Origin of the sequence: Rhizobium lentis, from assembly GCF_017352135.1 — a bacterium.
GTDB lineage: Bacteria > Pseudomonadota > Alphaproteobacteria > Rhizobiales > Rhizobiaceae > Rhizobium > Rhizobium lentis.
Window position 1 is genome coordinate 697,496 of the sequence record NZ_CP071455.1, and the last position, 24,882, is coordinate 722,377.

Below are 24,882 nucleotides of genomic sequence, written 5' to 3' on the forward strand. Positions count from 1 at the left end.
CCGCTATCCTTTCATCACCGTCATGTCGTCGACCTTGATGGTGGATTTATTCCTCACGAGGGCGACCAGGATACCGAGGGCGACGGCAACTTCCGCCGCAGTGATTGCGATGACGAAGATCGCGAAGATCTGCCCACGGAAATCGGCGTGGTAACGCCCGAAAGCGATGAAATTGATGTTGACCGAGTTGAGCAGCAGCTCCAGCGACATCAGGACGACCAGAATATTGCGCCTGAGCAGCACGCCCGCCGCTCCGATCACGAACAGGACCACTCCGAGCACAATATACCACCAGAGCGGAACCATCACCCTTGCTCCTTCCGCGCCAGCATGATGGCGCCGACCAAGGCCGCCAGCAGGATTACGGAGGCGGTTTCAAACGGCAGGAGGTAGTCGGCGAAAAGGGCAGTGCTGAGCTCCCTGACGTCATCGCCGCCGCCCATGGCGACGGGCTCCGTGACCGAAAAGCGGTCGCTCCAGAGCACCAGCACCAGCATCTCGACCCCGAGCAGGGCGAGCAGAACGAGAGCTGGGAGGTTGCCGCCCGGCAAGAACCGCTGCAACACCGCTTCGCGCACATCGATCATCATGATCACGAACAGGAACAGGACCATGATCGCGCCGACATAAACGAAGATCTGGATGACCGCGAGCAACGGTGCCTCGAGCAAGACGAAGATTGCCGAGACCTGCAGGAAACACGCCATCAACGCCAATGCGCTGTGAACCGGATTGCGCACCAGAACCATCGTCAGGGCCGTGATCACGGATACCGTAGCGAACAGAAGAAAGAACCCCTGATCCATCGACGCCGACCCTCCGGCGCGAACTGTCACTCGGCGCGAGATGGCCGGATTTGAGTTTGCGCCGCAACTTCAGATGCCTTCGCAAATTGTGCCCTACTATCGGATTTTTCACAAGATTTTTGTCATCGGCGGAGCAAAACCAGGCCAGTCCGGATGTGGCGACATGCGCGTTGAGATCGCCGTGGCTGGTGAAGAAACTTCTGCCTTATCTTTTGGTAAATCCGGCGTATATTAGAGTCTATGAATATTGATCGGGTGACCGTGCGGCCCCGGAGGTTTTGCCGAGAGGCAATCCGTATTTTCGCTTTGGCATTGATCTGGGGTTCAGCATTCCTGTTTTCCGCCGCCCCGACAGCGGGCTCGGAACGCGTCGCTTTACTGCTGCGATTGAATGGCGCCGTCAGCCCGGCGTCCGCCGACTATGTGATACGCGGCATCCAGCTTGCCAATGATCGTAAAGTGGCGTTGATCGTCCTGCAGATGGATACGCCCGGCGGTCTCGATACGTCGATGCGGGACATCGTTCGCGCAATCCTTGCCTCATCTGTGCCGGTCGCGAGCTACGTGGCTCCGAGCGGCGCCCGCGCGGCCAGTGCCGGCACTTACATCCTCTATGCCAGTCATATCGCCGCCATGGCGCCCGGTACTAATCTGGGCGCCGCAACACCCATTGCTCTCGGTGGGAGCGGACAAGACAACGGCCAGAACGGCGACAGCAAGGAGCGACAGTCGCGCAACGCTGCAGAGGCAAAGGCAGTGAACGACGCTGCTGCCTATCTTCGGGGGCTGGCCGAGTTGCGCAATCGCAACGCCGACTGGGCGGAAAAGGCGGTACGCGACGCAGCCAGCTTCTCATCAACTGCGGCTGAACGCGAAAGGGTCATCGATTTCGTCGCGTCCACCGTCGATGAGCTGATGGCGAAAGCCAACGGTCGCACGGTACGGGCAGGAGGAGCGGACATCCGGCTTGATACGACTGCTCTCGCTGTCCAGAGCATCGAGCCTGACTGGAGAACCCGCCTGCTTTCAGTCATCGCCGACCCGAATGTCGCGCTCATTCTGATGATTGTCGGCATTTACGGCCTGATATTCGAGTTTCTTACGCCCGGAGCGGTTATCCCTGGAACAGTCGGCGGCATATGCCTGCTGCTCGGTCTCTACGCCCTGGCAATGCTACCTGTCAGCTATGCCGGCGTGGGCCTCATCGTGCTTGCGGTTGCTCTCTTGGTTGCGGAGGCGCATGCACCGACATTCGGCGTCCTCGGCCTCGGCGGTGCGGTCGCCCTCGTCCTGGGCGCAACCATTCTCTTCGATACGGATGTGCCCGATCTGAAAGTGAGCCGACAGGTCCTGGTTGGCATCGGCGTTTCGGCCCTTGCCTTCAGCCTCATCGTCGTTCGCCTTGCTTTCGGCGCACGCCGGCGTGCCGTGGTGACAGGTGCGGAGCAGATGATCGGCATCTCAGGGAAAGTCTCCAGTTGGACGGGCACGACCGGCTACATTGTCGCGCATGGAGAGCGCTGGAGCGCCGCCTCCGCCGAACCGCTCACGGACGGAGACGACGTGACGGTCATTGCCCGAGATGGGCTAACCCTCGAGGTCATCCGTGATCCCCGCAAGAGCCGAGGGCCTCAAGAGAGCAAGGAGAAGCGCAGATGACGATTATTGGAGGTTTCATCTTCTATATCGTCGCAGTCGTCCTGTTGATGATCATCCTGGCGAGCGCGATCAAGATCCTGCGCGAGTATCAGCGGGCCGTCGTCTTTACACTCGGCCGATTTACCGGCGCGAAAGGCCCCGGATTGATCCTGCTTGTTCCCTACGTGCAGCAAATGGTGCGGGTCGACCTGCGCACGCGCGTGCTCGACGTCCCCAGCCAGGACGTCATCTCCCATGACAACGTTTCGGTTAGAGTGAGCGCAGTGATTTACTTCAGGGTCATCGATCCGGAGAAGTCAGTGATTCAAGTCGAGGATTTCATGGCAGCCACGAGCCAGCTTGCCCAAACGACGTTGCGCTCGGTGCTCGGTAAGCACGATCTCGACGAGATGCTCGCGGAACGCGACAGGCTGAACGAAGATATCCAGAGAATGCTCGACGCCCAAACAGATGCCTGGGGCATCAAAGTGGCCAATGTTGAGATCAAGCATGTCGACATCAACGAATCGATGATCCGTGCAATTGCCAGGCAAGCTGAGGCAGAACGCGAGCGGCGCGCAAAAATCATAAATGCCGAGGGCGAGCAGCAGGCCGCGGCAAAGCTGGTGGAGGCGGCTGAAATGCTGGCCAGACAACCATTGTCAATGCAGCTGCGCTACTTGAGCACGCTGAACGTTATTGCCGGGGAAAACAGTTCGACGATCGTATTTCCGTTCCCCATCGAACTTATTCATCTCCTGAACGGCAAGGCCGACAAGCCAACTGAATGAGCAACGGCATGTCCCGCGCATGTCACATCTCTACAGCGCCGTTTCACCCATATGGTATCGGCCAATCTGCTCAAGCGCCGCGTTCAAGGATGACGATCTGCCGATCATGATGGGGCGCGATGTCGAGCCCGCCGGTCTGAAATCCGAGCCGACAAAATCACATAGCGAGCTATATCGACGGACGATATCCTGGGCTTCATGCTATTTCTCGTCCAGTATTTTCACTGGCCGGTCCCACTGGATGAGCACGACACAGCCGGTGTCGCTCCAGACCGAATGTTCGGTGCCGGGCGCGTTGACGACGTAGCTGCCGCGGCCGTAATCGCCCGCTTCATCGGATTGCACGCCGTCGAGCACGAGGATGGTTTCCAGCCCCTCGTGCCGATGGCGGGGAACACCGGCGCCGGCTTCGTATTTCAGGAGCGCCACGCCTGGCTGGTCGCCCTCGAAAGGTCGGATCCAATGGATTGTCACCTCGTCGCGGAACGGGCCGAATTCGAGATCCTTCCAGCCGCCTGACGTCAGCAGTTCGCGAGTGGTTTCAGGCATGGGCAATGCTTTCCAATATGTCGTCGACATGCGCCGTCCAGCCGACGATTGCGCCCTGAGCGCGGATCATGGCGATGGCTGCGGCTTTGAACTCCGGAAAATAGCTTTCCGTCGCCTCCTCGGCGAGCAGGCACTCATAGCCGCGGTCGTTCGCCTCGCGCATGGTTGTCTGCACGCAGACTTCGGTCGTGACACCTGCGAAAACCAGCTGTTTGATGCCCTTCTGCTGCAGCACTTCGCCGAGTTCGGTCGCATAGAAGGCGCCCTTGCCGGGTTTTTCGATAACCACTTCGCCTTTGATCGGAGCAAGTTCCGGCAGAATAGCCGTGCCGGGCTCGCCGGCGATGAGGATGCGGCCCATCGGGCCTTTGTCGCCGATCCTGAGTGAGGGGTTGCCGCGGTCGCGTTTGGCCGGCGGCAGATCCGAAAGATCGGGCTTGTGGCATTCCATCGTGTGGATGACCGGCAGCCCGGCGTAACGGAAACCCTGGATGAGGCGTTTGACAGCGGGCACGATCCTCGTGATGCGGCTGACATCGTTGCCGAGGCTGGCGCCAAAACCGCCGGGCTCGGCGAAATCGCGCTGCATGTCGATGACGATGAGGGCGAGCTGGTCGTGCTTCACCGGGAAGGCGAAAGGTTCTGCTTTGATCTTAGCCATCAGTGATGCCCCGCCATATGGGCGCCGATCACGCCGATATCGGCCGAGCGCGCCGGCGTCTCGTAGACCAGCCTGCCTTCGGAAATGACCATGATGCGATCGGACATCTCGAGCAGCTCGTCGAGGTCCTCGGAGAGGAGCAACACCGCAGCGCCAGCATTGCGCGCTTTCATGATGCGGGCGCGGATTTCGGCGACGGCCGAGAAATCGAGGCCGAAACACGGGTTCGAGACGATCAGCAGTTCCACCTTGCCTGTGAGTTCGCGGGCAAGCACGGCGCGCTGCACGTTGCCGCCGGAAAGCGCTGCGATCGGCGAGGAAGACGAGGCCGTCTTCACCTTGAAGTCGGAAATCAGCGCCGAGGCGCGCTTCCTCATCTTGCCTTTGTTCAGCCAGATCGCGTCCTTGCCGTCCGTCTTCAGATCGAAGGTCCGAAAGGCGAGATTCTCGCTGACCGTCATGCGCGGGGCACAGGCGTTCTGCAGCGGCTCCTCGGGGATAAAGCGGACATTGTTCTTGCGCGTCTCGCGGCGTGTCGCGCCGTAGGCTTCGCCTTTGACGCTGACGCGGCCGGCATCGGTCGGCCGCTGGCCGGCAAGGATTTCCGTCAGTTCCTTCTGGCCATTGCCGGAGATGCCGGCAATGCCGACGATCTCGCCGGAGCGGACCGTGAGATTAGCGATCTCGATGGTTTTGAGCCCGGAGCGATCCGGCGCCTTCACCTGCTCGACCTCAAGCACTGGCACGGCGCTCTCGGAGACGGGAACGCGGGTGTCGAGCTCGGCGAGCTTGACGTCCCCGATCATCATCGCCGCCATTTCGGCGGTGGAGAGCTCGCCAACCTTGCCTGTGCCGACCAGCTTGCCGCGCCGCAGGATCGAGACGGCATCGGCGAATTTCGTCACCTCGTGGAATTTGTGGGAGATCATCAGCACCGTCAGCTCGCCGCGTTCGGTCATCCCACGCACGAGGCCGAGCATCTCGTCGGCTTCCGCCGGCGTCAGCACCGAGGTCGGCTCGTCGAGGACGAGGAAGGAGCGGCCGAGATAGAGCTGCTTGACGATTTCGAGCTTCTGCTTCTCGCCGGCGGCAAGCTCGCTCACCGGTCTGTCGAGCGGGATCTTGAAGGGCATGCGCTCCATGAAGGCGGAAAGATCCGTCCGCTCCTTGGCCCAGTTGATGATGGCGGGAACTTCCGTACGGCTGATGACGAGGTTTTCGGCGCCGGTCAGCGAAGGGACCAGCGTGAAGTGCTGATAGACCATGCCGAGACCGTAGCTCGCCGCATCCTTGGGCGAGGCAATCGCCACTTCGCGGCCGTCGACGGAGAGGGAACCTGCTGTGGCGTGATAAAAGCCCATGATGCATTTGACGAGCGTAGACTTGCCGGCGCCGTTCTCGCCGAGCAGGGCGTGGAAACTGCCTGAGGGCACCTTGATCGAGACATGATCGAGGGCGGTGAAACTGCCGAAGCGCATCGTCATGTCGATCGTATCGATGCCGACGGCCTTGCCGGGGTGAGGGAGCGGAGTGTCGCGGATCGTGCTCATGGCAGCTCGCTCACGAGCGTTGCGGAATTGGACACGGAGCCGAAGACGCCGCCCTGCATCTTCACCATTTTGATGGCGGCGAGATGGTTGCCGTAGTCGGTCGCGCCGCAGCAGTCTTCCAGAAGCAGGCATTCGAAGCCGCGGTCGTTGGCTTCGCGCATGGTTGTGGAAACGCAGACATCGGTCGTGATGCCGGTCAGGATGATGTTTTCGATGCGCTTCTGATTGAGGATCAGCTCCAGATCCGTGGCGCAGAAGGAGCCCTTGCCCGGTTTGTCGATGATGATCTCGCCCTCGATCGGATAAAGCTCCGGAATGATGTCCCAGCCGGGTTCGCCGCGTGTGAGGATGCGCCCGCAGGGGCCCGGATCGCCGATGCCCGCGCCGATGCGCTGTGAACGCCAGCGCTTGTTGGCCGGCAGGTCGGCAAGATCGGGCCGATGACCTTCGCGGGTGTGGATGATGTGATAGCCCTTGGCGCGCATGGCGGCCAGAACTCGTCTGATGGGCTGGATGGGTGCCTGGACCAGCGACAGGTCATAACCCATGTGGTCGACATAGCCGCCCTTGCCGCAGAAATCCGTCTGCATGTCGATGATGATGAGGGCCGTATTGTCCGGCCGCAGGGCTCCGTTATAAGGCCAGGGGTAGGGGTCAGCGTCGATATAATGTCCTTTGGTCTCGGCCATGGCGTCCATCGTCTCTTCTCCTATTCACCCGCAGGTTTAATTGCTTCTGCCGTCACGGTTCGACCGCTTCGACCGGCTCGGTACCCAGAGACTGGATATGGTTGCCGCCCCCTCATTTCGTCAGCGACAGCGCGCCCGGCGCACCGGCAAGCGAACGGGTGGGCGAGGAGGTCGCGATCATGATAATGAGGGTGAGCACGTAAGGAGCCGCATAGAAGAGGTAGTAGCCCTGGGTCATGCCGATCGATTGCAACGCCGGCCCGAGCGCACCCGCGCCGCCGAACAGCAGGGCGGCGAGGAAGCAGCCGATCGGGTTCCAGCGGGCGAAGATGACAAGTGCGACGGCCATCAGGCCCTGGCCGGAGGAAATGCCCTCGTTCCAAGATCCCGGATAGTAGAGCGAGAGATAGGCTCCGCCGATCGCCGCCAACGAACCACCGAGGGCGGTGGCGAGCAGACGTACGCGATCCGGGTTGATGCCCATGGCGCGGGCCGCATCCGTGCTGTCGCCGACGACGCGCAGGATGAGACCCACCCGCGTATTCCCGAAGGCCCACCAGAGACCGAAGGCAAGTAGGGCACCGAGGATGAAGAGCACATTGATGTTCAGCGCCGCCTGGATCTGCGGCAGGCTCGACCAGAAGCCGAAGGGGATCGACGGCAGATGCGGCGCTGCCGGCTGAATGAAGGACTTACCGAGGAAGAAGGCGAGGCCCAGGCCGAACTGCATCATGGCAATGCCGATTGCGATGTCGTTCACCTTCGGCCATTTGCAGATCCAGCCGTGAACGAGACCGAAGATGGCGCCGGTCGCCATGGCGGCGAGCACGCCGAGCCAGGGCGAGTTGGTCATGACGGCGACGGCGTACGCCGTCATCGCCCCGAAGACGAGTGTGCCTTCCAGGCCGAGATTGATGCGACCGGAGCGCTCGGTGATCGTCTCACCAAGGCTGACGAAGATGAACGGGGTGGAGACGCGGATGGCGCCCGCCAGGATCGCCAGCGGCACGCCCCAGATGCCGATGCCCGTCTCTTCCATCAGTAACTCCTTTTCCAAAGGTCGGGATTGAAGATCTTGAAGCGCCCGTAGAAGGTCTCGCAGAAGAGGATGACGATGAAGAGCGTGCCCTGCAGCACTAGGACGGTGGCATCGGGCAGGCCCATGCGGCGCTGGATGAGGCCGCCCGAGGCATCGATGCCGCCGAGCAGGATCGCGACAGGGATGATCGCCAGCGGATTGTGGCGGGCGAGGAAGGCGACGAGGATGCCGGTATAGCCATAGCCTGCGGCCAGCGAGGCATTGGCGCTGCCCTGGACGGCGACGACTTCGATCATGCCGGCAAGCCCCGCGAAGCTGCCGGCGATGGCGGTGAAGCCGGCGATCAGCCTGCCGACCGGCAAGCCCTGGATCTGGGCGGCGCGCACGTTACCGCCAGCGACGCGGGCGGCGAAACCATAGCTCGTCACTTCGATCAGCACCCAGGAGAGGATGCAGGCGAGGATGCCGATCGCGAGGCCCCAATGCACATCCATACCGGGAATATTGCCGAGCATGTGGTCCGCCGGCAGCGGCTTGGTCGAGGGTTTGTTGAGGCTGGCCGGATCGCGCAGCGGCCCCTCGACGAACTGGTTCATCAAGGCAATCGCGATATAGGAAAGCAGCAGCGAGGAGATCGTTTCGTTGACGCCGCGGTAGTGGCGCAGGAAACCGGCAAGGCCGATCCAGCCGCCGCCGACCACCATGGCGGCGATCGCCATGAGAACAAGGGAGGGCAGGGCAGGGACCGTCCCGACGAGCGGCATGGCCATTGCGGCTGCGGCAACGCCGCCCAGCACGACCGCCCCTTCCCCGCCGATAATGACGAGGCCGAGGCGGGCGGGCAGGGCGACGCAGAGTGCCGTCAGGAGAAGGGGTGCGGCACGGCTTAAGCTGTTCTGCACCGAAAACCAGCTGCCGAAGCCGCCGGTATACATTAGCTGGAAGAGCATGGCCGGCGATTTGCCGATCATCAGGATGAAGAGGGAGAAGAGCCCAAGCCCGATCAGGATGGCCGACAGGCCGATGACAACAGGTTCGGTTCGCCGGGCGATCCATTCGAGCATGGGGCGCAGCGAAGCCGGTTTTTCCGCGACTGTCATTGGGGGATCGTTGGCCTGAACGGTCATGCGCTTCTCCCTGTTGCGGTTTACGCCGTGGACCCGACGACACCCTCAACCAGGTAGTTCATGCTTTCGAGCTCGATCGCATCTTCCGCGTAGCTCTTTTCGGCCGTGACGACGGTGCTGCCCTTGTTATCCTTCAGCGGTCCCTTGAAGACCGAGAAGCCGCCCTTCATCATTTCGGCATGTGTCGCTTCGAACGCCTTGCGTCCCACCTCGGGGACACCGGGGCCGAGGGCGCTCATCTTGACGAAACCGTCCTTCAGGCCGCCGCGCACGAAGTTGCCGAGCTTTTCGCCGGCCTGGGCCTTCTTGACGAAGTCGCTATAGACATTGCCCCAGGCCCATTCGGCGCCGGTAAGGTATTTCTCGGGCGCAAGCGGGCTCTGATTGGCGTGGTAGCCGCAGACGAAGGCACCTCGGCCGGCAGCGGTTTCGACCACCACCTTCGGGCTGTCGACATGGCAGGTGATGACATCGGCGCCCTGGTCGACCAGCGCGTTGGTGGCTTCCGCCTCCTTGACCGCCAGCGACCATTCGCCGGTGAAAATCACCTGGCAGGTGATTGTCGGATCGACGCTGCGCGCACCTAGCAGGAAGGCATTGATGTTCTGCAGCACCTGCGGAATCGGCTTGGCGGCGACGAAACCGATCTTCTTGCTCTTTGTCGCATGGCCAGCGGTGATGCCGTTCAGATATTGGCCTTGGAAGATATAACCGAAATAGGAGCCGGTATTGGCCGGATTCTTGCCCTCCTGCCAGAGTCCACCGCAATGGCGGAACTGGACATCGGGATATTTGGCGGCCATGGCCAGCATGTGCGGATCGAAATAACCGAAGGAAGTCGGGAAGAGCAGGGTGGCGCCATCGAGATTGATCATCGATTCCATCGTCTTCTGAACATCCACCGTCTCGGGAACGTTTTCTTCTTCGACGACCGTGATGCCAGGCAACGCTTTGACGGCGGCAGCCCCCTCGGCGTGCGCCTGGTTGTAGCCATAGTCATCTTTGGGACCGACATAGATGAAGCCGACAGCAAGAGCGGTCTGCGCAAATGCGCGCGAGGAGAGGAGACCAGGCCCCGCGCCGACGAGAGCGGCAGCGGCGGAAGCCTGGAGGAACTGGCGTCGTTTCATGGAAAGGAGTCTGGTCATCGCAATGCTCCTTACGGCGGCTTGCCGTTTTCAATTGGTTACGAAAAAGTGTATGCAATGGTTATGCCAGATTTTATAATATTGATTTCATGAATAAAATTTCGAACTCCTGATGCAGATGCTCAGAAGTGCATGCAATTTAATCCTGAAAGTAGGCTAAAAATTATGCATAGCCTACAAAACAATCTGGAATCGGGCATTTGTCATCTCAGGGCGCTGCATGTTTCAATGACAAAGAACATTTTTAGCTGCTATATCAATTGGATGTACTGATGTTTGACTTTGTTCGTGCGAGCAGGCATGTGTATGCAACCACAACGATGCAGAATCATTCCTTGAAGCAAGTCAGGCGCAAAGAGATCATCAGGGCAGGCACCACCGTCGAACAGATGGTGCGGGCGATTGCCGATATGATCGTTACTGGGCAGATGCTGCCCGGCGAGAAGCTTGACGAAGTCTCGCTGGCGGCTCGTTTTGAAGTGTCGCGCACTCCGGTGCGTGAAGCCCTTCGTGAACTCGGGGCGATGGGGCTCATCGATCGCGAGCCGAACCGCAGCGCCGTGGTCACCAACGTCTCCGAAACCTATCTGCACTCGATGTTCGAGGCGATGGCGGAACTCGAAGCGATCTGCGCCAGGCTCTCGGCCGAGCGCATGACAGTCGATGAGCGCCGCATGCTGGAACTGGAGCACAAGGCTTCGATGAGGCTCGTGCATGCCGGTGCGGAAGAGGAATATGCGGCGTACAACACCGAATTCCATACCCGCCTCTATCGCGGCTCGCATAATGATCATATTTTCGAGATGGTGATCCAGACGCGGGCGCGCCTGGCGCCGTTTCGGCGGGCTCAGTTCCGTCTGCCCGGGCGCCTGGCAAAATCCTATGAGGAGCACGGCCGAATCGTAACCGCGATCATGCGAGCCGACGGCGCCGCCGCTGCGCAGGCGGCTTTTTCCCACGTGGAAATTGTCAGCGATGCCAGCGCGGTGTTTGCAACCGCCGGGGAACTGAGCGCGCGTGACGCCTGAAATCGGGCGTCCGCTAGACGAAAGGACACGTCATATGCGGATCTCCTTTGTGGCTTCATGAGATGGTGCCGTTCGTGGAGGAGCTTTGGCGCGGCCTCCAGGGACGTGGGCACCGCGGGCTAACGGCAGCCGAGATCGAGCGGGGCGAGGACCGCCATTGGGAACGGGACCCAGCGGCAGGGTTGCCGATGACGATCGCCTTCTTGCAGGAGCGAACCGTCGCGAGTCGCTTCGCGCTTGGAGCCCTGCGATTATCGCCGCGAGGATTTTCTTGAGATGACGCTTCATCCTCATTTCGGAATACTTGCATCCGCTAGGTAGGCGCGCCAGCCTCCTAATTCGGTGATTTCGTGCGCGCCTTCGATTGCGTGAGCCTCGCAGAGAAAACCTGAGACTTGCGAACCGTCATCGAGCGTTACCTTGCCAATGCCGAGTGGGGCCGGAATGTTCTGCACAAAGCGCCCAAAGGCTTCCGCAGTGACCTTCCAAACCTCAACTTCGAGGCCATTGCCGTCGAAACCTGGTTCGCGGACGAGGCCTGGCTTCGGCGGGACGGTATCAGGCAAAACGAAGAGACGGTAATCCGCTGCGGTGCGGCAAGTTTTGATCCGCTTGCCGCCCGGCCCAGTCAGTTCGTGGTTGAGAGGCATACCAGTCAGATGTGCCCCGACAACGACGATTGCCACCGAGCCGTCATCGGCCGGCGGGACGCGGCTTGCCTCGGATATTGCCGCCAGGCGGTCCTTCCCCATACCTGCGTTCGACGTCCGATGCATGGCGTCGGCGAAAGGGGCAAGGGCGTCATCGGTGAAGGCGGGGCCGATCAGAGTCACGCCGCTGGGGAGATGATCATTGGCGTCGAAGCCGGCTGGAACGGCGATCGCGGCGCAACCGAGAAGATTGGCGAAGTTGGTGTACCGGCCGAAATGGCCGTTTTTCACTATCGGATCCGCCATCATTTCTTCGACCGTGTAGGTGGTCGGCGAGGTCGGCAGCATCAGGATATCAACCTTTTCCCATTCCTTCAGGGTCTCTTGGCGCAGTGCTTCAAGCTTGTATCTGCCTTCAAAAGCGGCGACTGCGTCGTAGGCTTTGGCGCTCTCGATGATGGTGCGAACCGTCGGCTCGAAGTCTGCACCATTCGTCGCAAGAAAATCCTTCACAGCCGCCAGCCGTTCGGCAACCCAGGGACCGTTGTAGAGCAGCTCAGCTGCCTGCCGGAACGGCGCGTAGTCGAAGGGAACGATGGTGGCTCCGAGCGAGCGCGCCCTTTCGATTGCAGCGTCGTAGAGAGCCTCGACGTGCCTGTTGCCGAAGAATTCCCGCTCGGCTCCGTCGAGCACACCGATCCGCAGACCGGAGGCAGGCAGGCTGGAGGCAACTGCTTTGCGCGAAAACGGATCGGCGGCATCGTAGCCTTCCATCACCTTGCGGATCGCGACGCCGTCGCCGACTGTCGGCGCAAAGACGGTGACGACATCGACGCTGCGGCAGGCAGGCACAACCCCGACATTCGGCACCAGTCCCGGTGTCGGTTTGATGCCGACAAGATTGTTGAAAGCCGCCGGCACGCGACCGGAGCCGGCCGTGTCCGTGCCGAGCGCGAAGCTCGCCAAGCCCGAGGCGACGGCAACTGCCGAGCCGGAACTCGAGCCGCCCGACACATAGTTCTTGTCGAAGACCGAGCGCGGCGCTCCATAGGGCGAACGCGTGCCGTTGAGGCCGGTCGCAAACTGATCGAGATTGGTCTTGCCGATGACGATCGCGCCCGCGGCCCTAAGCCTCGCAACGACGGTTGAGTCCTTTTCCGGCTGGTAGGAGAAAGCAGGGCAGGCAGCCGTCGTCGGCAGTCCCGCCACGTCGATATTGTCCTTTACCGCGAAGGGAATGCCCCAGAGCGGCAGGCTGTTCGGCGCGGGTGCGCGCTGCATCAGTGCCAGTGCTTCGGCCCGCAACATGTCGTCGGGCGTGGGCGTGATGAAGATTGCCGGATCGGTCGAGGCGGTCCGGCGGGCAATGACGACCTCCACGATATCGAGCGGGCTTTTGCCTGCCTCATAGGCTGCGCGAAGGCTGGTCAGATCAAGAATGGTCGGCAGCATGGATCAGCATTCCTCCAGAACAACAATGACATCGCCCGCCTTGACGTTTCGTCCGGGGCCGGCGCGCAGGTCGCGGACACGGCCTGGTGCATGGGCAGTAACGTTGATTTCCATTTTCATGGATTCGATGATGGCAAGCGTGTCGCCGGCCGCAACCGCTGCGCCCGGCTCGACCAGCAGTTTCCAGATATTGCCGGGTACGGCGCTGGCAACCCCGAAGCAGCCTTCAGGAATGTCCCCATCCGGGCGTTCGCCGGAGCCTTCGTCGGTGACAAAGCTGTCGAGGCCCGCCTCCTTCCAGCGCTGGCGCTCGGCATCGAAGGCGGCCTGCTGGCGAGCCTTGAAGTTTCCGATCGAGGCGGCATTGGCCTGCAATTCCCGCTCATAGGCGGCGTAGGAGAATTCCGCCTCCTCGATCCGGACCGGATAGCCCCCGTGCGGGAAAGCGCCGCGGGCTTCTGCCAGTTCCCGATGGCTGATCGGGAAGAAGCGGATCTGATCGAAGAAATCCAGCAGCCACGGCTTTTCCCTGGCAAAGACCGGCGTCTGCCGCCAAGTATTCCAGACCTGGATGGTCCGCCCGAAGAGCTGGTAACCTCCGGGACCTTCCATGCCATAGATGCACATATAGGCACCGCCAATGCCGACGGCATTCTCAGGCGTCCAGGTGCGGGCGGGATTGTACTTCGTCGTTACCAGCCTGTGACGCGGATCAACCGGTGTCGCCACCGGCGCACCGAGATAGACGTCGCCGAGGCCGAGCACCAGATAGCTCGCGTCAAAGACGATGTCGCGGACCGCCTGTTCGTCCGCCAGCCCATTGATGCGGCGGATGAACTCGATGTTGTCGGGGCACCAGGGCGCATTTGGCCGCACGAGTTCCTGATACTTGCGCATCGCAAGTTCCGCATCCGGATCGTTCCAGGAAAGCGGCAGATGCATAATGCGGCTCGGCACGGTGACATCCTGTGCCGCCGGCAGGCTGACCTCGATCTCGGCCAGCAGACCGAGCAGGCGTTTTCGGGTGAGCATCGTGCCGTCGTAGTGAATCTGTAGCGAGCGGATGCCGGGGGTGAGATCAATGATGCCGGGCAATCCCGCTTGCGAGACGGCCTTCATCAAGAGATGCACCCTCAGCCGCAGGGCGATATCAAGCGTCATCGGCCCGTATTCGACCAGCAGATTGTCATCGCCCTGGCGGCGGTAGACGACCGAGACCGGTCCATCCTCGCGCTTGCCGATGACAGGCGAACCTGCTTCCTCCTTCGCGCGATGCACGACCGGACCGGCGATGGGGTCTTCGGGCCGCGCGACGGGATGGAAGCGGATACGATCACCCGGCTTGAACTGGCCCATCTTCCATTGTTCCTCGCGGGCGATCACCGCCGGGCAGACGAAGCCGCCGAGGCTCGGCCCGTCCGGCCCGAGGATGATCGGCATGTCACCGGTAAAATCGATCGCGCCGATCGCATAGGCATTGTCATGCAGATTGGAGGGATGGAGCCCAGCCTCGCCGCCATCGCTGCGCGCCCATTTCGGCGCAGGGCCGATCAGGCGAACGCCGGTGCGTGCGCTGTTGAAATGCACCTCGTAACTGGTCGAGAACAACGTCTCGATATCGCCGTCCTGAAAGAAATCAGGCGCGCCATGCGGACCATAGACAAGGCCGACATCCCATTCGCCCGTCAGCTCGGCCGGCTCGGTCGCGCGCTTAGGCGCTTCGGTGGCGACCTGGCGAGCGAGATGAAGGACATGGCCGGTCTTCAGCGTGCCGGTGGCATTGCCGCCGAACTGGCCTAGGCCGAAAGTGGCACGCGAGCCGAGCACGACGGGAGCGGCAAAACCGCCCGCCACGGCCAGATAAGCTCGCTGTCCCGGGCCATCGATGCTGCCGATCGAGAGGGTCTGCCCGGCGCGGATGGTGACGGCCTCGCCATGCGGCAATTTCTCGCCATCGATGCTCATCGCCATCCTTGCGCCGGCAAGAGCAACAACCGTATCGGTATCGAATTTCAGCACAGGCCCGGACACCGTCAGCTCGAGTGCTGCGACCGTGTCGCCATTGCCGACAAGGCGGTTGGCATGGCGGAAGGAACGCTCGTCCATTGGGCCGCTCGGCGGTACGCCGACATACCAGAGGCCAAGCCGGCCGGGCAGTTCCTGGATACTGGATTGGGCGCCCGGCGCGATGACTTCGATAACGTCAGGGACGACGGTAAAGCCGCGCAACGCAGTCGTCGCGACCTTGCCGCTGGCCAGAAGCTCGGAGCCGGCGATGGCCTTGAGATAATCGAGATTGGTCTCGATACCGGATATCGACGTGCCGGCAAGAACTGTCTTCAGCTTTTCGATCGCCGCGGGACGATCTTCGGCGAAAACGATCACCTTGGCGAGCATCGGATCGTAGAAGGGTGTCACTTCAGTGCCGGTCTCGATCCAGCCGTCGATGCGTGCGTCTTCGGGAAAGACGACCTCGGTCAGCAGACCGGCGCTTGGTCGAAAATCGGCATGCGGCATCTCGGCATAGACCCGCACTTCGATTGCGGCTCCTTTCGGCTGAAGAACTTCGGCGCCCGAGAGCACATCCTCGCCCGCCGCCTGACGGATCATCCATTCGACAAGGTCGATACCGAAGACGGCTTCGGTAACGGGATGCTCGACCTGCAGGCGGGTGTTCACCTCGAGGAAATAGAATTCCTCGCGCTGGGGATCATAGATGAACTCGACGGTGCCGGCGGATTCATAGGAAACCGCGGCACCAAGATCGACGGCCGCCTTGTGCAGGCGGGCGCGGGTTGCAGCGGAAAGGCCGGGGGCGGGGTCTCCTCGACCACCTTCTGGTTTCGCCGCTGCAGCGAGCAGTCGCGCTCGCCGAGCGCGATCACCTTGCCCTTGCCATTGCCGAAGATCTGCACCTCGACATGCCGGGCCTCGGCTACAAAACGCTCGATATAAACGCGCGCATCGCCGAAGCTTGCCCGTGCGGTGCGCTGCACGCTTTCGAAGGACGCTTTCAGGCTTTCGGCATCACCGCAAAGCTGCATCCCGATGCCGCCGCCGCCGGCCGTGCTTTTCAGCATGACGGGATAGCCGATCGTCTCGGCCGCCGCGAGTGCTTCATCGGCGCTCGAAAGCAGACCGGTGCCGGGCAAAAGCGGCACGCCGCTCGACCTGGCGAGTTCACGCGCCGTATGTTTCAGGCCGAAGGCAGAGAGGTGCTCAGGCCGCGGGCCGATGAAGGCAATGCCTTCGGCGGCAAGGCGCTCGGCGAAACCGATATTTTCCGAGAGGAAGCCATAGCCTGGATGTGCGGCCTCAGCGCCTGTCGCCTTGCAGGCGGCGATGACCGCATCGACGTTGAGATAGCTTTCGCTGGCCGGCGCCGGCCCGAGACGCACCGCTTCATCAGCCATCATCGCCGGCTTGGCGAAACGGTCGGCATCGGAATAGACGGCGACCGAGGCGATGCCCATCCGCCTCAGGGTCTTGATGACCCGGATGGCGATTTCGCCCCGGTTGGCGATCAGGACTTTCTTGAACATGCTCAGTCCTCGCCATCCCAGATCAGCACCCGGATCGGCGTCGGATCGAAGCCGTTGCAGGGATTGTTGATCTGCGGGCAGTTGGAAATGACGCAGAGCACGTCCATCTCGGCGATGAGCTCGACATAGTCGCCGGGCGCGGAAATGCCGTCGACGATCGTCATTTCGCCGTTGGGCTTGATCGGCACGTTCATGAAGAAATTGATGTTGGGCACGATGTCGCGCTTGCCCATGCCGTGTTTCGAAACTTCGAGCACGAAATTGTCGCGGCAGGCATGCAGATATTTCGTGCCGTGGCCGAAGCGGACCGTATTGCTCTCGCAAGAGCAGGCGCCGGCGGATGTGTCATGGCGGCCGCAGCTGTCGGCGGTCATTGTCAGCATGACATTGCCTTCGTTCGACATGATCTTCGTGCCGATGCCGATATAGGCGGCACCTTGCATGCGCATCGTATCCTGATTGGAATAGCGCTCGGAGAAATCATCGGCACGGTAAAAGAGCGTGTCGATCGCCTGCTGACCATAGCTGTCCTCGATGCGGATCGTCTGGCCCTTGCGCACGAGGCCGGACCACGGGGCTTCGGCCGCGATGAAATGATCCTGCGCGGCATTCTGCAGGCTGCGGGCAGGCGAGGTCTGGATGAAATCGGACATCATTCTCTCCTCAGGCCTGCATCAGGGCGTTGTTTTCGAAACCGCGAACGGCTTCGGCCGTCGCCGTGCGGCAGAGGTCATCGGCCGCCGGGATTGCCGCCTTGTAGCGGGTGATGACAACTCGCTTCGGCTGGTATGTCGGATCGGGATCGAGCGGATGCGGACAATTAGAAAAGGCGACCAGCATGTCCATCTCGGCGCGCAGTTCGACATAGTCACCACTGTTGGTGCGCTTGCCCTGCCAGGCGAAACCGCCCGCTTCCGCAAGGCGGACGGGGGCGAAGAGATTGAGGATGCCGGGAATATCACGCTTGTCGAGGCCGAGCTTAACGGCGGCAAGGATCAGGTTGTCGCGGGTGTTGCGCGTTTTCTCGCCGGGATATTTGGCGGCGTTCGACGCAGCAGTCGAGCCGCCCATCAGGCAGTCATGGGCGCCCGAACTATCCTCGATCATCGAGAACATCACGCGGCCCATATCAGAGAAGATCACCCGCCCCTTGCCGAGCGCCGTCGTCCATTGAACCTTGGCGGTGTCAACCAGATTGATCCGCTCGCTCGTATCCTCGGCATTCCAGGCGACGAGCGCCACGGTGGAATTTCCCTCGCCCTGGTCGATGCGGATTGCCTCGCCGCGCAGAAGCTTCGACGACCAATACCAGCCGCCCGGAACGATCTCCTGGTGGATGATCGCGGCGGCTTCGATGACCGGCGCCGGCAGCGGGCTTGGGCCGGGCAGGGCCTTGGGCGCGAATTCCAGACCCTTCTTCTGATGCTCCTCGTAGCGCGCGCGATTGGCGGCGATCTCTTCGGGGGAACGTCTCACATGCATCATAGCGTCTCTCCTGATGGTGCCAGGTCGTCCCGGCTGTGCCCCAGGGAAGCGACCGGGCCGTCCCGGTCGGGGCTGAAGATCGAGGACTGGCCGGCAAGGCGCGGCGGCCAGATGGAAATATCCTTGGTGATGGTGGCGCCGTAACGCTCCTTCTCCTCCGGCCGGTCGCGGCGGCGCTCGAAGGCGACCACACGGCTTGCCAGCGTGAAGGCCTCGCGCATGTCATGGGTGACCATGACGACGGTCATCTGGGTTTCGTGCCAGAGCCGCTTCATCAGCGTGTGGACTTCGGCGCGAATACCGGGATCGAGCGCGCCGAATGGCTCGTCGAGTAACAGCACCTTCGGCTTCATGATCAGCGCCTGGGCAAGCGCCAGACGCTGCTGCATGCCGCCGGAAAGCTGCGCCGGATATTTGCGCTCCGAACCGGCGAGCCCAACCTCGGCGATCAGCTCGCGTGCTTCCTCAATGGCGTTGCGGCGCGCAGCGCCGAAAAGCCTGGCCTTGTAGCGCGCAGCGGAAAACTCCTTGCCGAGCAGCACATTGCCGAGCACCGTCAGGTGCGGAAAGACGGAATAACGCTGGAAGACAACGCCGCGGTCCGGCCCCGGCTCCGACGGCAGAGGCTCGCCGTCGAGCAGGATCTTGCCTTTCGTCGGCTGTTCTTGGCCGAGCAGCATGCGCAGGAAAGTGGTCTTGCCGCAGCCCGACGGGCCGACCAAGGCGACGAAGGCACGCGAGGCGACGGTCAAGGACACGTTTTCGAGCACGATCTGGTCGCCATATTCCTTCCAGACCCTTTCGATCTTCAGTTCGCTCATGCCTGCTTCTCCAGCTCCGACCAGGGGAAGACGGCGACACGCAGGCGATCGAGCAGGGCGTTCATGACCACCGCGAGGAGCGTGATCCAGACGACATAGGGAAAGATGATATCCATCGAGAGATAGCGGCGGACGAGGAAGATGCGGTAGCCAAGGCCGGAATCCGAGGAGATCGCCTCGGCCGCGATCAGGAATAGCCAGGCCGGGCCGAGCTGCAGCCTGAGGCAGGTGATCAGCCGCGGCAGGATTTGCGGCAGCACGACACGCAGACCGATCTGCCAGGAGGAGCCGCCAAGCGTCTCCGCCTTGACGATCTGCTCACGCGGCAGTTCCAGCGCCTTCAGCGCCAGATCGCGGATCATCGTCGGCGCAACGCCGATGACGATGAGGGCGATCTTCGATGTTTCGCCAAGCCCCATGACAATGAAGAGGATCGGCAGCAGCGCCAGCGGCGGCACCATGGAAATGACGGCGATGAACGGGGCGAGCAGCGCCCTGAGATAGGGCAGCATCCCGATCAGCATGCCGATAACGAGCGCGATCGCAGTCGAGATGCCGAGTCCGGAAAGCAGGCGGACCAGGCTCGCGCCGGTATCCGACCAGAGCAGAAATTCGCCGGTGCGCTGGTCGGCGACAAAGGCCAAGCGATTGATCGCATCGGCAAAGCCGGCAAGGCTCGGCAGAAGCTTGTCATTGGCGTTTTCCGCCAGCCGCGCGGCCGAGCCGAAGGCATAGGCAAGGGCGAGCAGCACGAAGGGCAGCAGCATCAAGGCGAACTGCGCGCCCCGGCTCGGCCTCGTGTTGATCCAACGCATGGGAAATGCTCCGCTGATGAAGGGAAGGGAGCGCGGGTGAACCGCGCCTCCATTGCGATCAGAGCGAACTGTCGGCGGCGGCCTTCATGTATGTCTCGGTGAAGCGCAGCTTCACATTGCCGGCATCGCCCAGGACCTTGCCGTCCGGCATTTCGATGCCGATGACGTCAGCGGATGGCGCGCCGTTGCCGAGCAGTCCCTTCTCGAAAAGGAAGTTGCGCACCAGATCCATGGTTTTCGGCAGATTGGGGGAGGTTGTGAAGGCAACCGCGTCAGCCGGCTTGTCGAAGAGCTTGGTGGCGGCAAGCTGGGTCTCGAACCCGGCGAGATTTGTGCCCGAAGCCGAACCCATGGCCTCGCGGGCTGCCTTGCCCTCGGCGGTATCGGCCTGCAGCAGTGCGGCCGTCTCATACCAAATGCCGGCGAGCGCCTTGCCGAAGTTCGGATTGTCCTTCAGCACGCCACTATTGGCGACCATCAGATCGATGATTTCGCCCGGCACCTGCGAGCTGTCGAAAACCTTCTTGGCGGAGGGATCTTCGAGGATGGTGGAGACCAGGGGATTCCAGGTGACGACGGCGGTGACGTCTGGCGTCTTGTAGGCTGCGACCATGTCCGCATCCGACGTGTTGACCACCTTCACGTCGCGCTCCGTCAACTTGATGCTCTCGAGCGCGCGGGCAAGCAGGTAATGCGAGACCGAGAACTCGACGAGATTGACGTTCTGGCCCTTGATATCGGCAAGGCTCGCCTTGTCTTTCAGGATCACGGCGTCATTGCCGTTCGAGAAATCGCCGACGATCACAGCGGTCGTGTCGACCCCACCGGCGGCGGGAATCGACAATCCGTCCATATTTGTGAGCGTCACGGCATCGAAGGCACCGGCCGTGTATTGGTTCATGGACTCGACATAGTCGTTGAACTGCGTGACCTCGATCTTGATGCCGTATTTGTCAGCCCATTTCTTGACGATGCCGTGGTCGGCCGCATAGCCCCAGGGCATCCAGCCGACATAGATGGACCAGGCGACCTTGAAATCGGTTTTCGGTTCGGCCTTAGCGACTGGGCTAATGCCGAGCGCCAGCGAAGCGGAAAGGGCGGCGATGGAAAGGATCTTCGAAAAAGTCTGCATTGAAATTCCCCTTTTGCTTTTCTTCAAAAGGGATCGGCAATGACCATCGTGCCGCCAATCCCTTGGCTAACGAGGTCTCCCGGGCTTTTGTCCCGCCGTGCACCCGGCAGGATGTCTCCCCCGCCGGTGGTGGCTCTCGGACCAGTCGCGCTTCAGAAAAGCACCGGAACCCTAGCCACCAACTCAGCCGTTAACCTGCAAGCGGTGTGCCACGTTATAAGTCATTGATTTATTTAGCCGTGGCTCCTCGACAAATTGACACTGTGTACACTTTGGAGCAATTGCTTAATTTTCCACCATCTCTGGGGTGAAGGATGTCGGCGCTAGGACTGCAAGTCCTGGTGCAACCAATAGTCCTATAACGAAGCACAGAGTGAAGCTCGCATTTGGCTGAGCCACTATCGTGCGCGCGTCGCTAAGTCGCCGCTCGGCACTCGCCTATGTCGCCCAAATATTGTCGCGAAGATCGTAAGATCGTCCGCCGTACCGTTGGAGGCTCATTCACCCCAGCCAATACCTCGCCCCCGGCCCTTTGCGCCCTGCCACGTCGGCAGGGTTCGCCAAGCTGCATCGGTCGATCGACAGACAGCCGCAACCGATGCATTCGCCAAGCCCGGACCGCAGGCGCTGTAACTCGGCTATGCGCTGGTCGATACGCTTTGCCCACGCGCTCGACAGCCGCGACCAATCCCGACGTGACGGTACGCGATCGGCCGGAAGCTTAGCGAGCTCGACGCCGATCTCCTCAAGCGTCAGCCCGATCCGCTGTGCAAAGACGATGAAGGCGATCCGCCGCAATGCGGACCGGTGGTAGCGTCGGTGTCCCGAGCCGGCGCGCTCAGATGCGATCAGCCCACGCTCCTCATAGAAGCGCAAGGCTGATGATGCAACGCCGCTGCGCCGCGACACGTCGGTGATGGTCAGCATCGGATCCATGCACAAATAAAAGCACGAAGCTCTCTTGACTTCAAGTTAACTTGAACTTGTAGCAGTTACGCGTGGCTATTGAAGGAGCACCTGCAATGCAGCCGAAAATCGATCTTCAAGGACTTCGCGTAGGGATCACCGGCGGCACTTCCGGCCTTGGACTGGCGCTTGTGCGGCAGCTTGCCGGGAAGGGTGCGAGCATCGCTTTCGTCGCCCGTACCGCCGGGAATGTCGAACGCGTCGCAGCCGAGACGGGCGCGTTTGGCATTGTCGCCGACATCGGCAAGAAGGAAGATATCTACCCGATCGCGATGCAGGTCACTGCCAACCTCGGCGGGGTCGACGTCCTGATCAACAATGCATCGAGCCTCGGTCCTGCGCCTCTGGCGCTTCTTGCTGATACGGAGTGCGAGGAGCTGGAAGCGGCGCTCGCGGTCAACGTTCTCGGCGTCTTCCGGCTGACGAAAGCCCTGTTCGGTGCGCTTGCCGCGTCCGCGCACGAGGGCCGCGGCGCCCTGGTGATTAACATCTCCAGCGACGCGGCGGTCAACGCCTATCCCGGTTGGGGCGCATACGGCGCGAGCAAGGCAGCACTTGCCCATCTGACCGCGATTTGGGACGAGGAGTCGAAATCCGATGGAATAAGGTTCCTTGCGCTCGACCCTGGGGACATGGACACCCCGCTCCACGCGCTGGCGCTTCCGGACGCCGACCCTTCGACCTTGAAAGACCCGGAGGTGGCGGCTGCCGAGATCATCGCAAAGATGCTTGACGCGTTGCCGGGTCACGCTGCGCTTACCGCCGGAGCCCACGCGTGATTGCCGCGGATCGCCTCGATAGGCAATCGGCCAGGCTGCTCGTCGTTGAGGCGGACGGCACGATGCGCGACCTGCCGCGGGCTCACCTCGGGGCGGCATTCGATCCTGGCGATCTGGTTGTCGCCAACGATGCCGCAACCTTGCCTGCCAGCCTGCACGGCACGCATCTCCAATGCGGAAAGACGATCGAGATCCGCTTGGCCGGCTGGCTGTCACCTTCCGCTCCAGTCCGCTTCCTTGCGATTGTCTTCGGCTCGGGCGATCATCGCACCCGCACGGAAGATCGCCTGCCGCCGCCTGCGCTGTCATCAGGCGATCGCCTCCAGCTCGGCTCACTTGAAGCCGAGGTCGCGCGCGTTCTCGACCATCCTCGCCTTGTCGAGCTGGTCTTCCAAGGCACCCGAGCAGCCATATTTGCAGGACTGGCGCAGCACGGCAGGCCGATCCAATACGCGCATGTTCCCGAGCCGTTGGCACTATGGGATGTTTGGACGAGAATTGCTGCCCGGCCGGTCGCGTTCGAGGCGCCATCGGCTTCCTTCGCGCTCGACTGGCGCACGCTGCAAGCTTGGCGTCGTCGCGAGATCGGTTTTGCAACACTCACGCATGCCGCGGGCGTTTCATCCACCGGCGATCCCGCGCTCGACTTGCGCCTTCCCTTCGACGAGCCGTACCGCATCCCTGAATGTACCGTGGCGCAGGTAGCGCAGGCGCAGCTCAGGGGCAACCGCATCATCGCGATCGGCACCAGCGTCGTGCGCGCACTTGAAGCAGCCGCCAATCCCGATGGCAGCGTGCGTGCCGGAGATGGTATTGCGACAGGGCGCATCGAACAGGGCACTCCGCTCCGCGTCGTCGATGCGCTGCTCACTGGCGTCCACCAGCCCGGCGAAAGCCATTTCGAGCTGCTGCGCGCCTTTGCCGACGACGGCCTACTCGCCAGCGCCTCCGCCGCTCTCACTGCGTGCCGCTACCGTGCGCATGAATTCGGCGATTCCATGCTGCTCAATCGGCAACCACTGTTTTATCGGCGCTAACCTTCTCCCTCGGGCCACATGATCGTCGATCATAGGCTGCAGATGCCTCGGGGTTTATTCAGACTACAGCGGAAGCGAAGTGCGCTGGACGCCAGCAGCACGACGGGCTTCTTCGTTATGAGACTATCTAACACCTTACGAAGATCCTCGACCTCCTTTCGACTGAACCCCGTGCCGAAGGATCCGACGTGTACCCAGTCATTATCCTTTCGTCCGGTGAACAGCAGCCTGCCGAGCCGCCCGTGCATCGTGGCCGACTGCTCATAGCCGATGCCGCGGTCGACTCTAAGCGCCGCACCGGTCGTACACGAACTGCAGTAGCGCTGGCCCGATTCGAGGCGGCCGCGGAGCGCAGCCAGCCTGCACGGCGAGCGCGGCGCGAAGCCATCAAGGGGACGGAGGAAGACGAAGTGTCCAATACGAGAACCACGGAGCGACGGCGCAAGCGCTATCCGGTGCCCGCCGATGAGGCCCCGCCCGGCGCTCCCCGCCGAAACCCCACGACGCTCAAGGCACGAAACAACTGGACCCGTCAGTGGCATGCGCCTAGTTTGCGAAGTGTATCGGACAGTTCATGCACCAGTTGTCAACACGAATCGAAGCTCTTACCGATGACATTGGCCTCGCGATAAATGACCTTGAACCATATGCTGCCGAAACACCGGCTCATTCTTCTGCGCCACGCCAAATCCGCCTGGCCCGACGGTGTGGCCGATCGTGAACGGCCATTGGCGGATCGCGGGCGAAAGGCTGCGCCCGTCATCGGGACCTATATGCTGCGCGAAAAGCTGATCCCCGACCTCGCCCTCGTCTCGCCGGCCCGCCGAGCGCAGGAAACCTGGAAGCTTGTCCGCAGGGCCCTTTCGAAAAAGGTCTCGGAAGTGGAGACGGCAGATATCTACGAGGTGTCGGCGGAGCGCATGCTCGATGTGATCCGGGCCGTCGAACCCGGCATCCGCACGCTGCTTGTCGTCGGCCACAATCCCGGCATGGAGAATGCTGCCTCGCTGATCGTGGCGGACGGCGATGTCGATGCCGTGCGACGCATGCGGCAGAAGTTCCCGACGGCGGGACTCGCCGTCATCGACCTCGATCTCGGCGGATGGCACGAGATTGCGACGGGCACCGGTTATCTCGAGCGGTTCGTAACCCCGCGATCCTTGGGATCATAGGGCCA

24 protein-coding genes, 1 pseudogene and 1 riboswitch are annotated in these 24,882 nt (G+C 61.9%); of the genes and pseudogenes, 7 read left to right on the forward strand and 18 right to left on the reverse strand.

The window, feature by feature from the left end; genetic code table 11:
- Positions 1–3: 3 nt before the first annotated feature.
- Both nuoK and J0663_RS25505 read right to left on the reverse strand, forming a co-directional pair.
- Positions 4–306, reverse strand: coding sequence for an NADH-quinone oxidoreductase subunit NuoK (nuoK, locus tag J0663_RS25500; RefSeq protein WP_207244785.1), 303 nt, complete (start codon positions 304–306; stop codon positions 4–6).
- Positions 306–806 (reverse strand): NADH-quinone oxidoreductase subunit J family protein, encoded by a 501-nt coding sequence (locus tag J0663_RS25505; RefSeq protein ID WP_207244786.1) that lies wholly within the window; start codon positions 804–806, stop codon positions 306–308. The genes nuoK and J0663_RS25505 overlap by 1 nt, the downstream gene beginning before the upstream one ends.
- A gap of 40 nt (positions 807–846) precedes the next feature.
- Between J0663_RS25505 and J0663_RS25510 the strand changes: the two genes are divergently transcribed.
- Genes J0663_RS25510 through J0663_RS25520 form a run of 3 tightly spaced genes read left to right on the forward strand, consistent with a single transcriptional unit; the run spans position 847 to position 3,235 of the window.
- Positions 847–1,041 carry a hypothetical protein gene (locus J0663_RS25510; RefSeq protein WP_207244787.1) on the forward strand — a complete coding sequence of 65 codons (195 nt, stop codon included), beginning with the start codon at positions 847–849 and terminating at the stop codon, positions 1,039–1,041.
- A 5-nt stretch (positions 1,042–1,046) separates the two neighbouring features.
- Entirely contained in the window at positions 1,047–2,465 is a 1,419-nt protein-coding gene (locus tag J0663_RS25515) for an NfeD family protein (RefSeq protein WP_207244788.1), read from the forward strand.
- Positions 2,462–3,235, forward strand: coding sequence for a slipin family protein (locus tag J0663_RS25520; protein ID WP_207244789.1), 774 nt, complete (start codon positions 2,462–2,464; stop codon positions 3,233–3,235). Before J0663_RS25515 ends, J0663_RS25520 begins: the two co-directional genes overlap by 4 nt.
- 201 nt (positions 3,236–3,436) lie before the next feature.
- On the opposite strand, the gene J0663_RS25525 is transcribed toward J0663_RS25520, so the two are convergent.
- From J0663_RS25525 to J0663_RS25555, 7 genes are all read right to left on the reverse strand, one after another.
- Complete coding sequence (locus J0663_RS25525) at positions 3,437–3,784, reverse strand: cupin domain-containing protein (RefSeq protein ID WP_207244790.1); 348 nt, start codon at positions 3,782–3,784, stop codon at positions 3,437–3,439.
- Entirely contained in the window at positions 3,777–4,445 is a 669-nt protein-coding gene (locus J0663_RS25530; RefSeq protein WP_207244791.1) for a cysteine hydrolase family protein, read from the reverse strand. Before J0663_RS25530 ends, J0663_RS25525 begins: the two co-directional genes overlap by 8 nt.
- Positions 4,445–5,995: an ABC transporter ATP-binding protein gene (locus tag J0663_RS25535; protein ID WP_207244792.1), complete on the reverse strand. Its 1,551-nt coding sequence runs from the start codon at positions 5,993–5,995 to the stop codon at positions 4,445–4,447. The genes J0663_RS25530 and J0663_RS25535 overlap by 1 nt, the downstream gene beginning before the upstream one ends.
- Positions 5,992–6,693 (reverse strand): biuret amidohydrolase, encoded by a 702-nt coding sequence (gene biuH, locus J0663_RS25540; RefSeq protein WP_207244793.1) that lies wholly within the window; start codon positions 6,691–6,693, stop codon positions 5,992–5,994. The genes J0663_RS25535 and biuH overlap by 4 nt, the downstream gene beginning before the upstream one ends.
- A 103-nt stretch (positions 6,694–6,796) precedes the next feature.
- Positions 6,797–7,723 carry an ABC transporter permease gene (locus tag J0663_RS25545; protein ID WP_207244794.1) on the reverse strand — a complete coding sequence of 309 codons (927 nt, stop codon included), beginning with the start codon at positions 7,721–7,723 and terminating at the stop codon, positions 6,797–6,799.
- Positions 7,723–8,850 (reverse strand): ABC transporter permease, encoded by a 1,128-nt coding sequence (locus J0663_RS25550; RefSeq protein WP_207244795.1) that lies wholly within the window; start codon positions 8,848–8,850, stop codon positions 7,723–7,725. The genes J0663_RS25545 and J0663_RS25550 overlap by 1 nt, the downstream gene beginning before the upstream one ends.
- A gap of 20 nt (positions 8,851–8,870) precedes the next feature.
- Entirely contained in the window at positions 8,871–9,998 is a 1,128-nt protein-coding gene (locus J0663_RS25555) for a BMP family ABC transporter substrate-binding protein (protein WP_207244796.1), read from the reverse strand.
- A 335-nt stretch (positions 9,999–10,333) separates the two neighbouring features.
- On the opposite strand from J0663_RS25555, the gene J0663_RS25560 reads away from it, so the two are divergent.
- Positions 10,334–11,026: a GntR family transcriptional regulator gene (locus tag J0663_RS25560; RefSeq protein WP_207245503.1), complete on the forward strand. Its 693-nt coding sequence runs from the start codon at positions 10,334–10,336 to the stop codon at positions 11,024–11,026.
- 290 nt (positions 11,027–11,316) lie between these two features.
- Here J0663_RS25560 and atzF read toward each other — a convergent pair whose 3' ends face one another.
- From atzF to soxR, 8 genes and pseudogenes are all read right to left on the reverse strand, one after another.
- On the reverse strand, positions 11,317–13,128 hold the full coding sequence (gene atzF, locus J0663_RS25565; RefSeq protein ID WP_207244797.1) for an allophanate hydrolase: 1,812 nt from the start codon (positions 13,126–13,128) through the stop codon (positions 11,317–11,319).
- A gap of 3 nt (positions 13,129–13,131) precedes the next feature.
- Positions 13,132–16,670, reverse strand: a pseudogene (gene uca, locus J0663_RS25570) (urea carboxylase).
- Positions 16,671–16,672: 2 nt separating this feature from the next.
- Entirely contained in the window at positions 16,673–17,323 is a 651-nt protein-coding gene (locus tag J0663_RS25575) for an urea amidolyase associated protein UAAP2 (protein ID WP_207244798.1), read from the reverse strand.
- 10 nt (positions 17,324–17,333) lie between these two features.
- Positions 17,334–18,155 carry an urea amidolyase associated protein UAAP1 gene (locus J0663_RS25580; RefSeq protein ID WP_207244799.1) on the reverse strand — a complete coding sequence of 274 codons (822 nt, stop codon included), beginning with the start codon at positions 18,153–18,155 and terminating at the stop codon, positions 17,334–17,336.
- Complete coding sequence (locus tag J0663_RS25585; RefSeq protein ID WP_207244800.1) at positions 18,152–18,976, reverse strand: ABC transporter ATP-binding protein; 825 nt, start codon at positions 18,974–18,976, stop codon at positions 18,152–18,154. Before J0663_RS25585 ends, J0663_RS25580 begins: the two co-directional genes overlap by 4 nt.
- Positions 18,973–19,791 carry an ABC transporter permease gene (locus tag J0663_RS25590; protein WP_207244801.1) on the reverse strand — a complete coding sequence of 273 codons (819 nt, stop codon included), beginning with the start codon at positions 19,789–19,791 and terminating at the stop codon, positions 18,973–18,975. The genes J0663_RS25585 and J0663_RS25590 overlap by 4 nt, the downstream gene beginning before the upstream one ends.
- Before the next feature lie 58 nt (positions 19,792–19,849).
- The gene (locus J0663_RS25595; protein WP_207244802.1) at positions 19,850–20,923 is read right to left on the reverse strand and encodes a putative urea ABC transporter substrate-binding protein; all 1,074 of its coding nucleotides are present in this window, start codon (positions 20,921–20,923) and stop codon (positions 19,850–19,852) included.
- 74 nt (positions 20,924–20,997) lie between these two features.
- Positions 20,998–21,109, reverse strand: a riboswitch (guanidine-I (ykkC/yxkD leader).
- A 315-nt stretch (positions 21,110–21,424) separates the two neighbouring features.
- Positions 21,425–21,859, reverse strand: coding sequence for a redox-sensitive transcriptional activator SoxR (gene soxR / locus J0663_RS25600; RefSeq protein ID WP_207244803.1), 435 nt, complete (start codon positions 21,857–21,859; stop codon positions 21,425–21,427).
- Between the two features lie 86 nt (positions 21,860–21,945).
- Between soxR and J0663_RS25605 the strand changes: the two genes are divergently transcribed.
- Both J0663_RS25605 and J0663_RS25610 read left to right on the forward strand, forming a co-directional pair.
- Complete coding sequence (locus J0663_RS25605; protein WP_207244804.1) at positions 21,946–22,668, forward strand: SDR family NAD(P)-dependent oxidoreductase; 723 nt, start codon at positions 21,946–21,948, stop codon at positions 22,666–22,668.
- On the forward strand, positions 22,665–23,705 hold the full coding sequence (locus tag J0663_RS25610; protein WP_207244805.1) for an S-adenosylmethionine:tRNA ribosyltransferase-isomerase: 1,041 nt from the start codon (positions 22,665–22,667) through the stop codon (positions 23,703–23,705). The genes J0663_RS25605 and J0663_RS25610 overlap by 4 nt, the downstream gene beginning before the upstream one ends.
- Positions 23,706–23,734: 29 nt before the next feature.
- Here J0663_RS25610 and J0663_RS31760 read toward each other — a convergent pair whose 3' ends face one another.
- Positions 23,735–23,953 carry an ATP dependent DNA ligase gene (locus tag J0663_RS31760; protein ID WP_343075800.1) on the reverse strand — a complete coding sequence of 73 codons (219 nt, stop codon included), beginning with the start codon at positions 23,951–23,953 and terminating at the stop codon, positions 23,735–23,737.
- 384 nt (positions 23,954–24,337) lie between these two features.
- Between J0663_RS31760 and J0663_RS25615 the strand changes: the two genes are divergently transcribed.
- The gene (locus J0663_RS25615) at positions 24,338–24,877 is read left to right on the forward strand and encodes a SixA phosphatase family protein (protein WP_207244806.1); all 540 of its coding nucleotides are present in this window, start codon (positions 24,338–24,340) and stop codon (positions 24,875–24,877) included.
- Positions 24,878–24,882 lie beyond the last annotated feature (5 nt).

Bases quoted from the DNA above. Each gene is read 5' to 3' on its own strand.
- J0663_RS25505 (WP_207244786.1), bottom strand. From the start codon at position 806: ATGGATCAGGGGTTCTTTCTTCTGTTCGCTACGGTATCCGTGATCACG.
- J0663_RS25535 (WP_207244792.1), bottom strand. From the start codon at position 5,995: ATGAGCACGATCCGCGACACTCCGCTCCCTCACCCCGGCAAGGCCGTC.
- J0663_RS25545 (WP_207244794.1), bottom strand. From the start codon at position 7,723: ATGGAAGAGACGGGCATCGGCATCTGGGGCGTGCCGCTGGCGATCCTG.
- J0663_RS25520 (WP_207244789.1), top strand. From the start codon at position 2,462: ATGACGATTATTGGAGGTTTCATCTTCTATATCGTCGCAGTCGTCCTG.
- J0663_RS31760 (WP_343075800.1), bottom strand. From the start codon at position 23,953: ATGCACGGGCGGCTCGGCAGGCTGCTGTTCACCGGACGAAAGGATAAT.
- J0663_RS25585 (WP_207244800.1), bottom strand. From the start codon at position 18,976: ATGAGCGAACTGAAGATCGAAAGGGTCTGGAAGGAATATGGCGACCAG.
- J0663_RS25575 (WP_207244798.1), bottom strand. From the start codon at position 17,323: ATGTCCGATTTCATCCAGACCTCGCCTGCCCGCAGCCTGCAGAATGCC.
- J0663_RS25515 (WP_207244788.1), top strand. From the start codon at position 1,047: ATGAATATTGATCGGGTGACCGTGCGGCCCCGGAGGTTTTGCCGAGAG.
- J0663_RS25530 (WP_207244791.1), bottom strand. From the start codon at position 4,445: ATGGCTAAGATCAAAGCAGAACCTTTCGCCTTCCCGGTGAAGCACGAC.
- J0663_RS25595 (WP_207244802.1), bottom strand. From the start codon at position 20,923: ATGCAGACTTTTTCGAAGATCCTTTCCATCGCCGCCCTTTCCGCTTCG.
- J0663_RS25615 (WP_207244806.1), top strand. From the start codon at position 24,338: ATGACCTTGAACCATATGCTGCCGAAACACCGGCTCATTCTTCTGCGC.
- J0663_RS25605 (WP_207244804.1), top strand. From the start codon at position 21,946: ATGCAGCCGAAAATCGATCTTCAAGGACTTCGCGTAGGGATCACCGGC.
- J0663_RS25580 (WP_207244799.1), bottom strand. From the start codon at position 18,155: ATGATGCATGTGAGACGTTCCCCCGAAGAGATCGCCGCCAATCGCGCG.
- atzF (WP_207244797.1), bottom strand. From the start codon at position 13,128: ATGCTGCCGACCATTCTTGATCTGACCAGCCTTCGCGCAGCCTATGAG.
- biuH (WP_207244793.1), bottom strand. From the start codon at position 6,693: ATGGACGCCATGGCCGAGACCAAAGGACATTATATCGACGCTGACCCC.
- J0663_RS25510 (WP_207244787.1), top strand. From the start codon at position 847: ATGGCCGGATTTGAGTTTGCGCCGCAACTTCAGATGCCTTCGCAAATT.
- soxR (WP_207244803.1), bottom strand. From the start codon at position 21,859: ATGGATCCGATGCTGACCATCACCGACGTGTCGCGGCGCAGCGGCGTT.
- J0663_RS25525 (WP_207244790.1), bottom strand. From the start codon at position 3,784: ATGCCTGAAACCACTCGCGAACTGCTGACGTCAGGCGGCTGGAAGGAT.
- J0663_RS25550 (WP_207244795.1), bottom strand. From the start codon at position 8,850: ATGACCGTTCAGGCCAACGATCCCCCAATGACAGTCGCGGAAAAACCG.
- J0663_RS25555 (WP_207244796.1), bottom strand. From the start codon at position 9,998: ATGACCAGACTCCTTTCCATGAAACGACGCCAGTTCCTCCAGGCTTCC.
- J0663_RS25590 (WP_207244801.1), bottom strand. From the start codon at position 19,791: ATGCGTTGGATCAACACGAGGCCGAGCCGGGGCGCGCAGTTCGCCTTG.
- nuoK (WP_207244785.1), bottom strand. From the start codon at position 306: ATGGTTCCGCTCTGGTGGTATATTGTGCTCGGAGTGGTCCTGTTCGTG.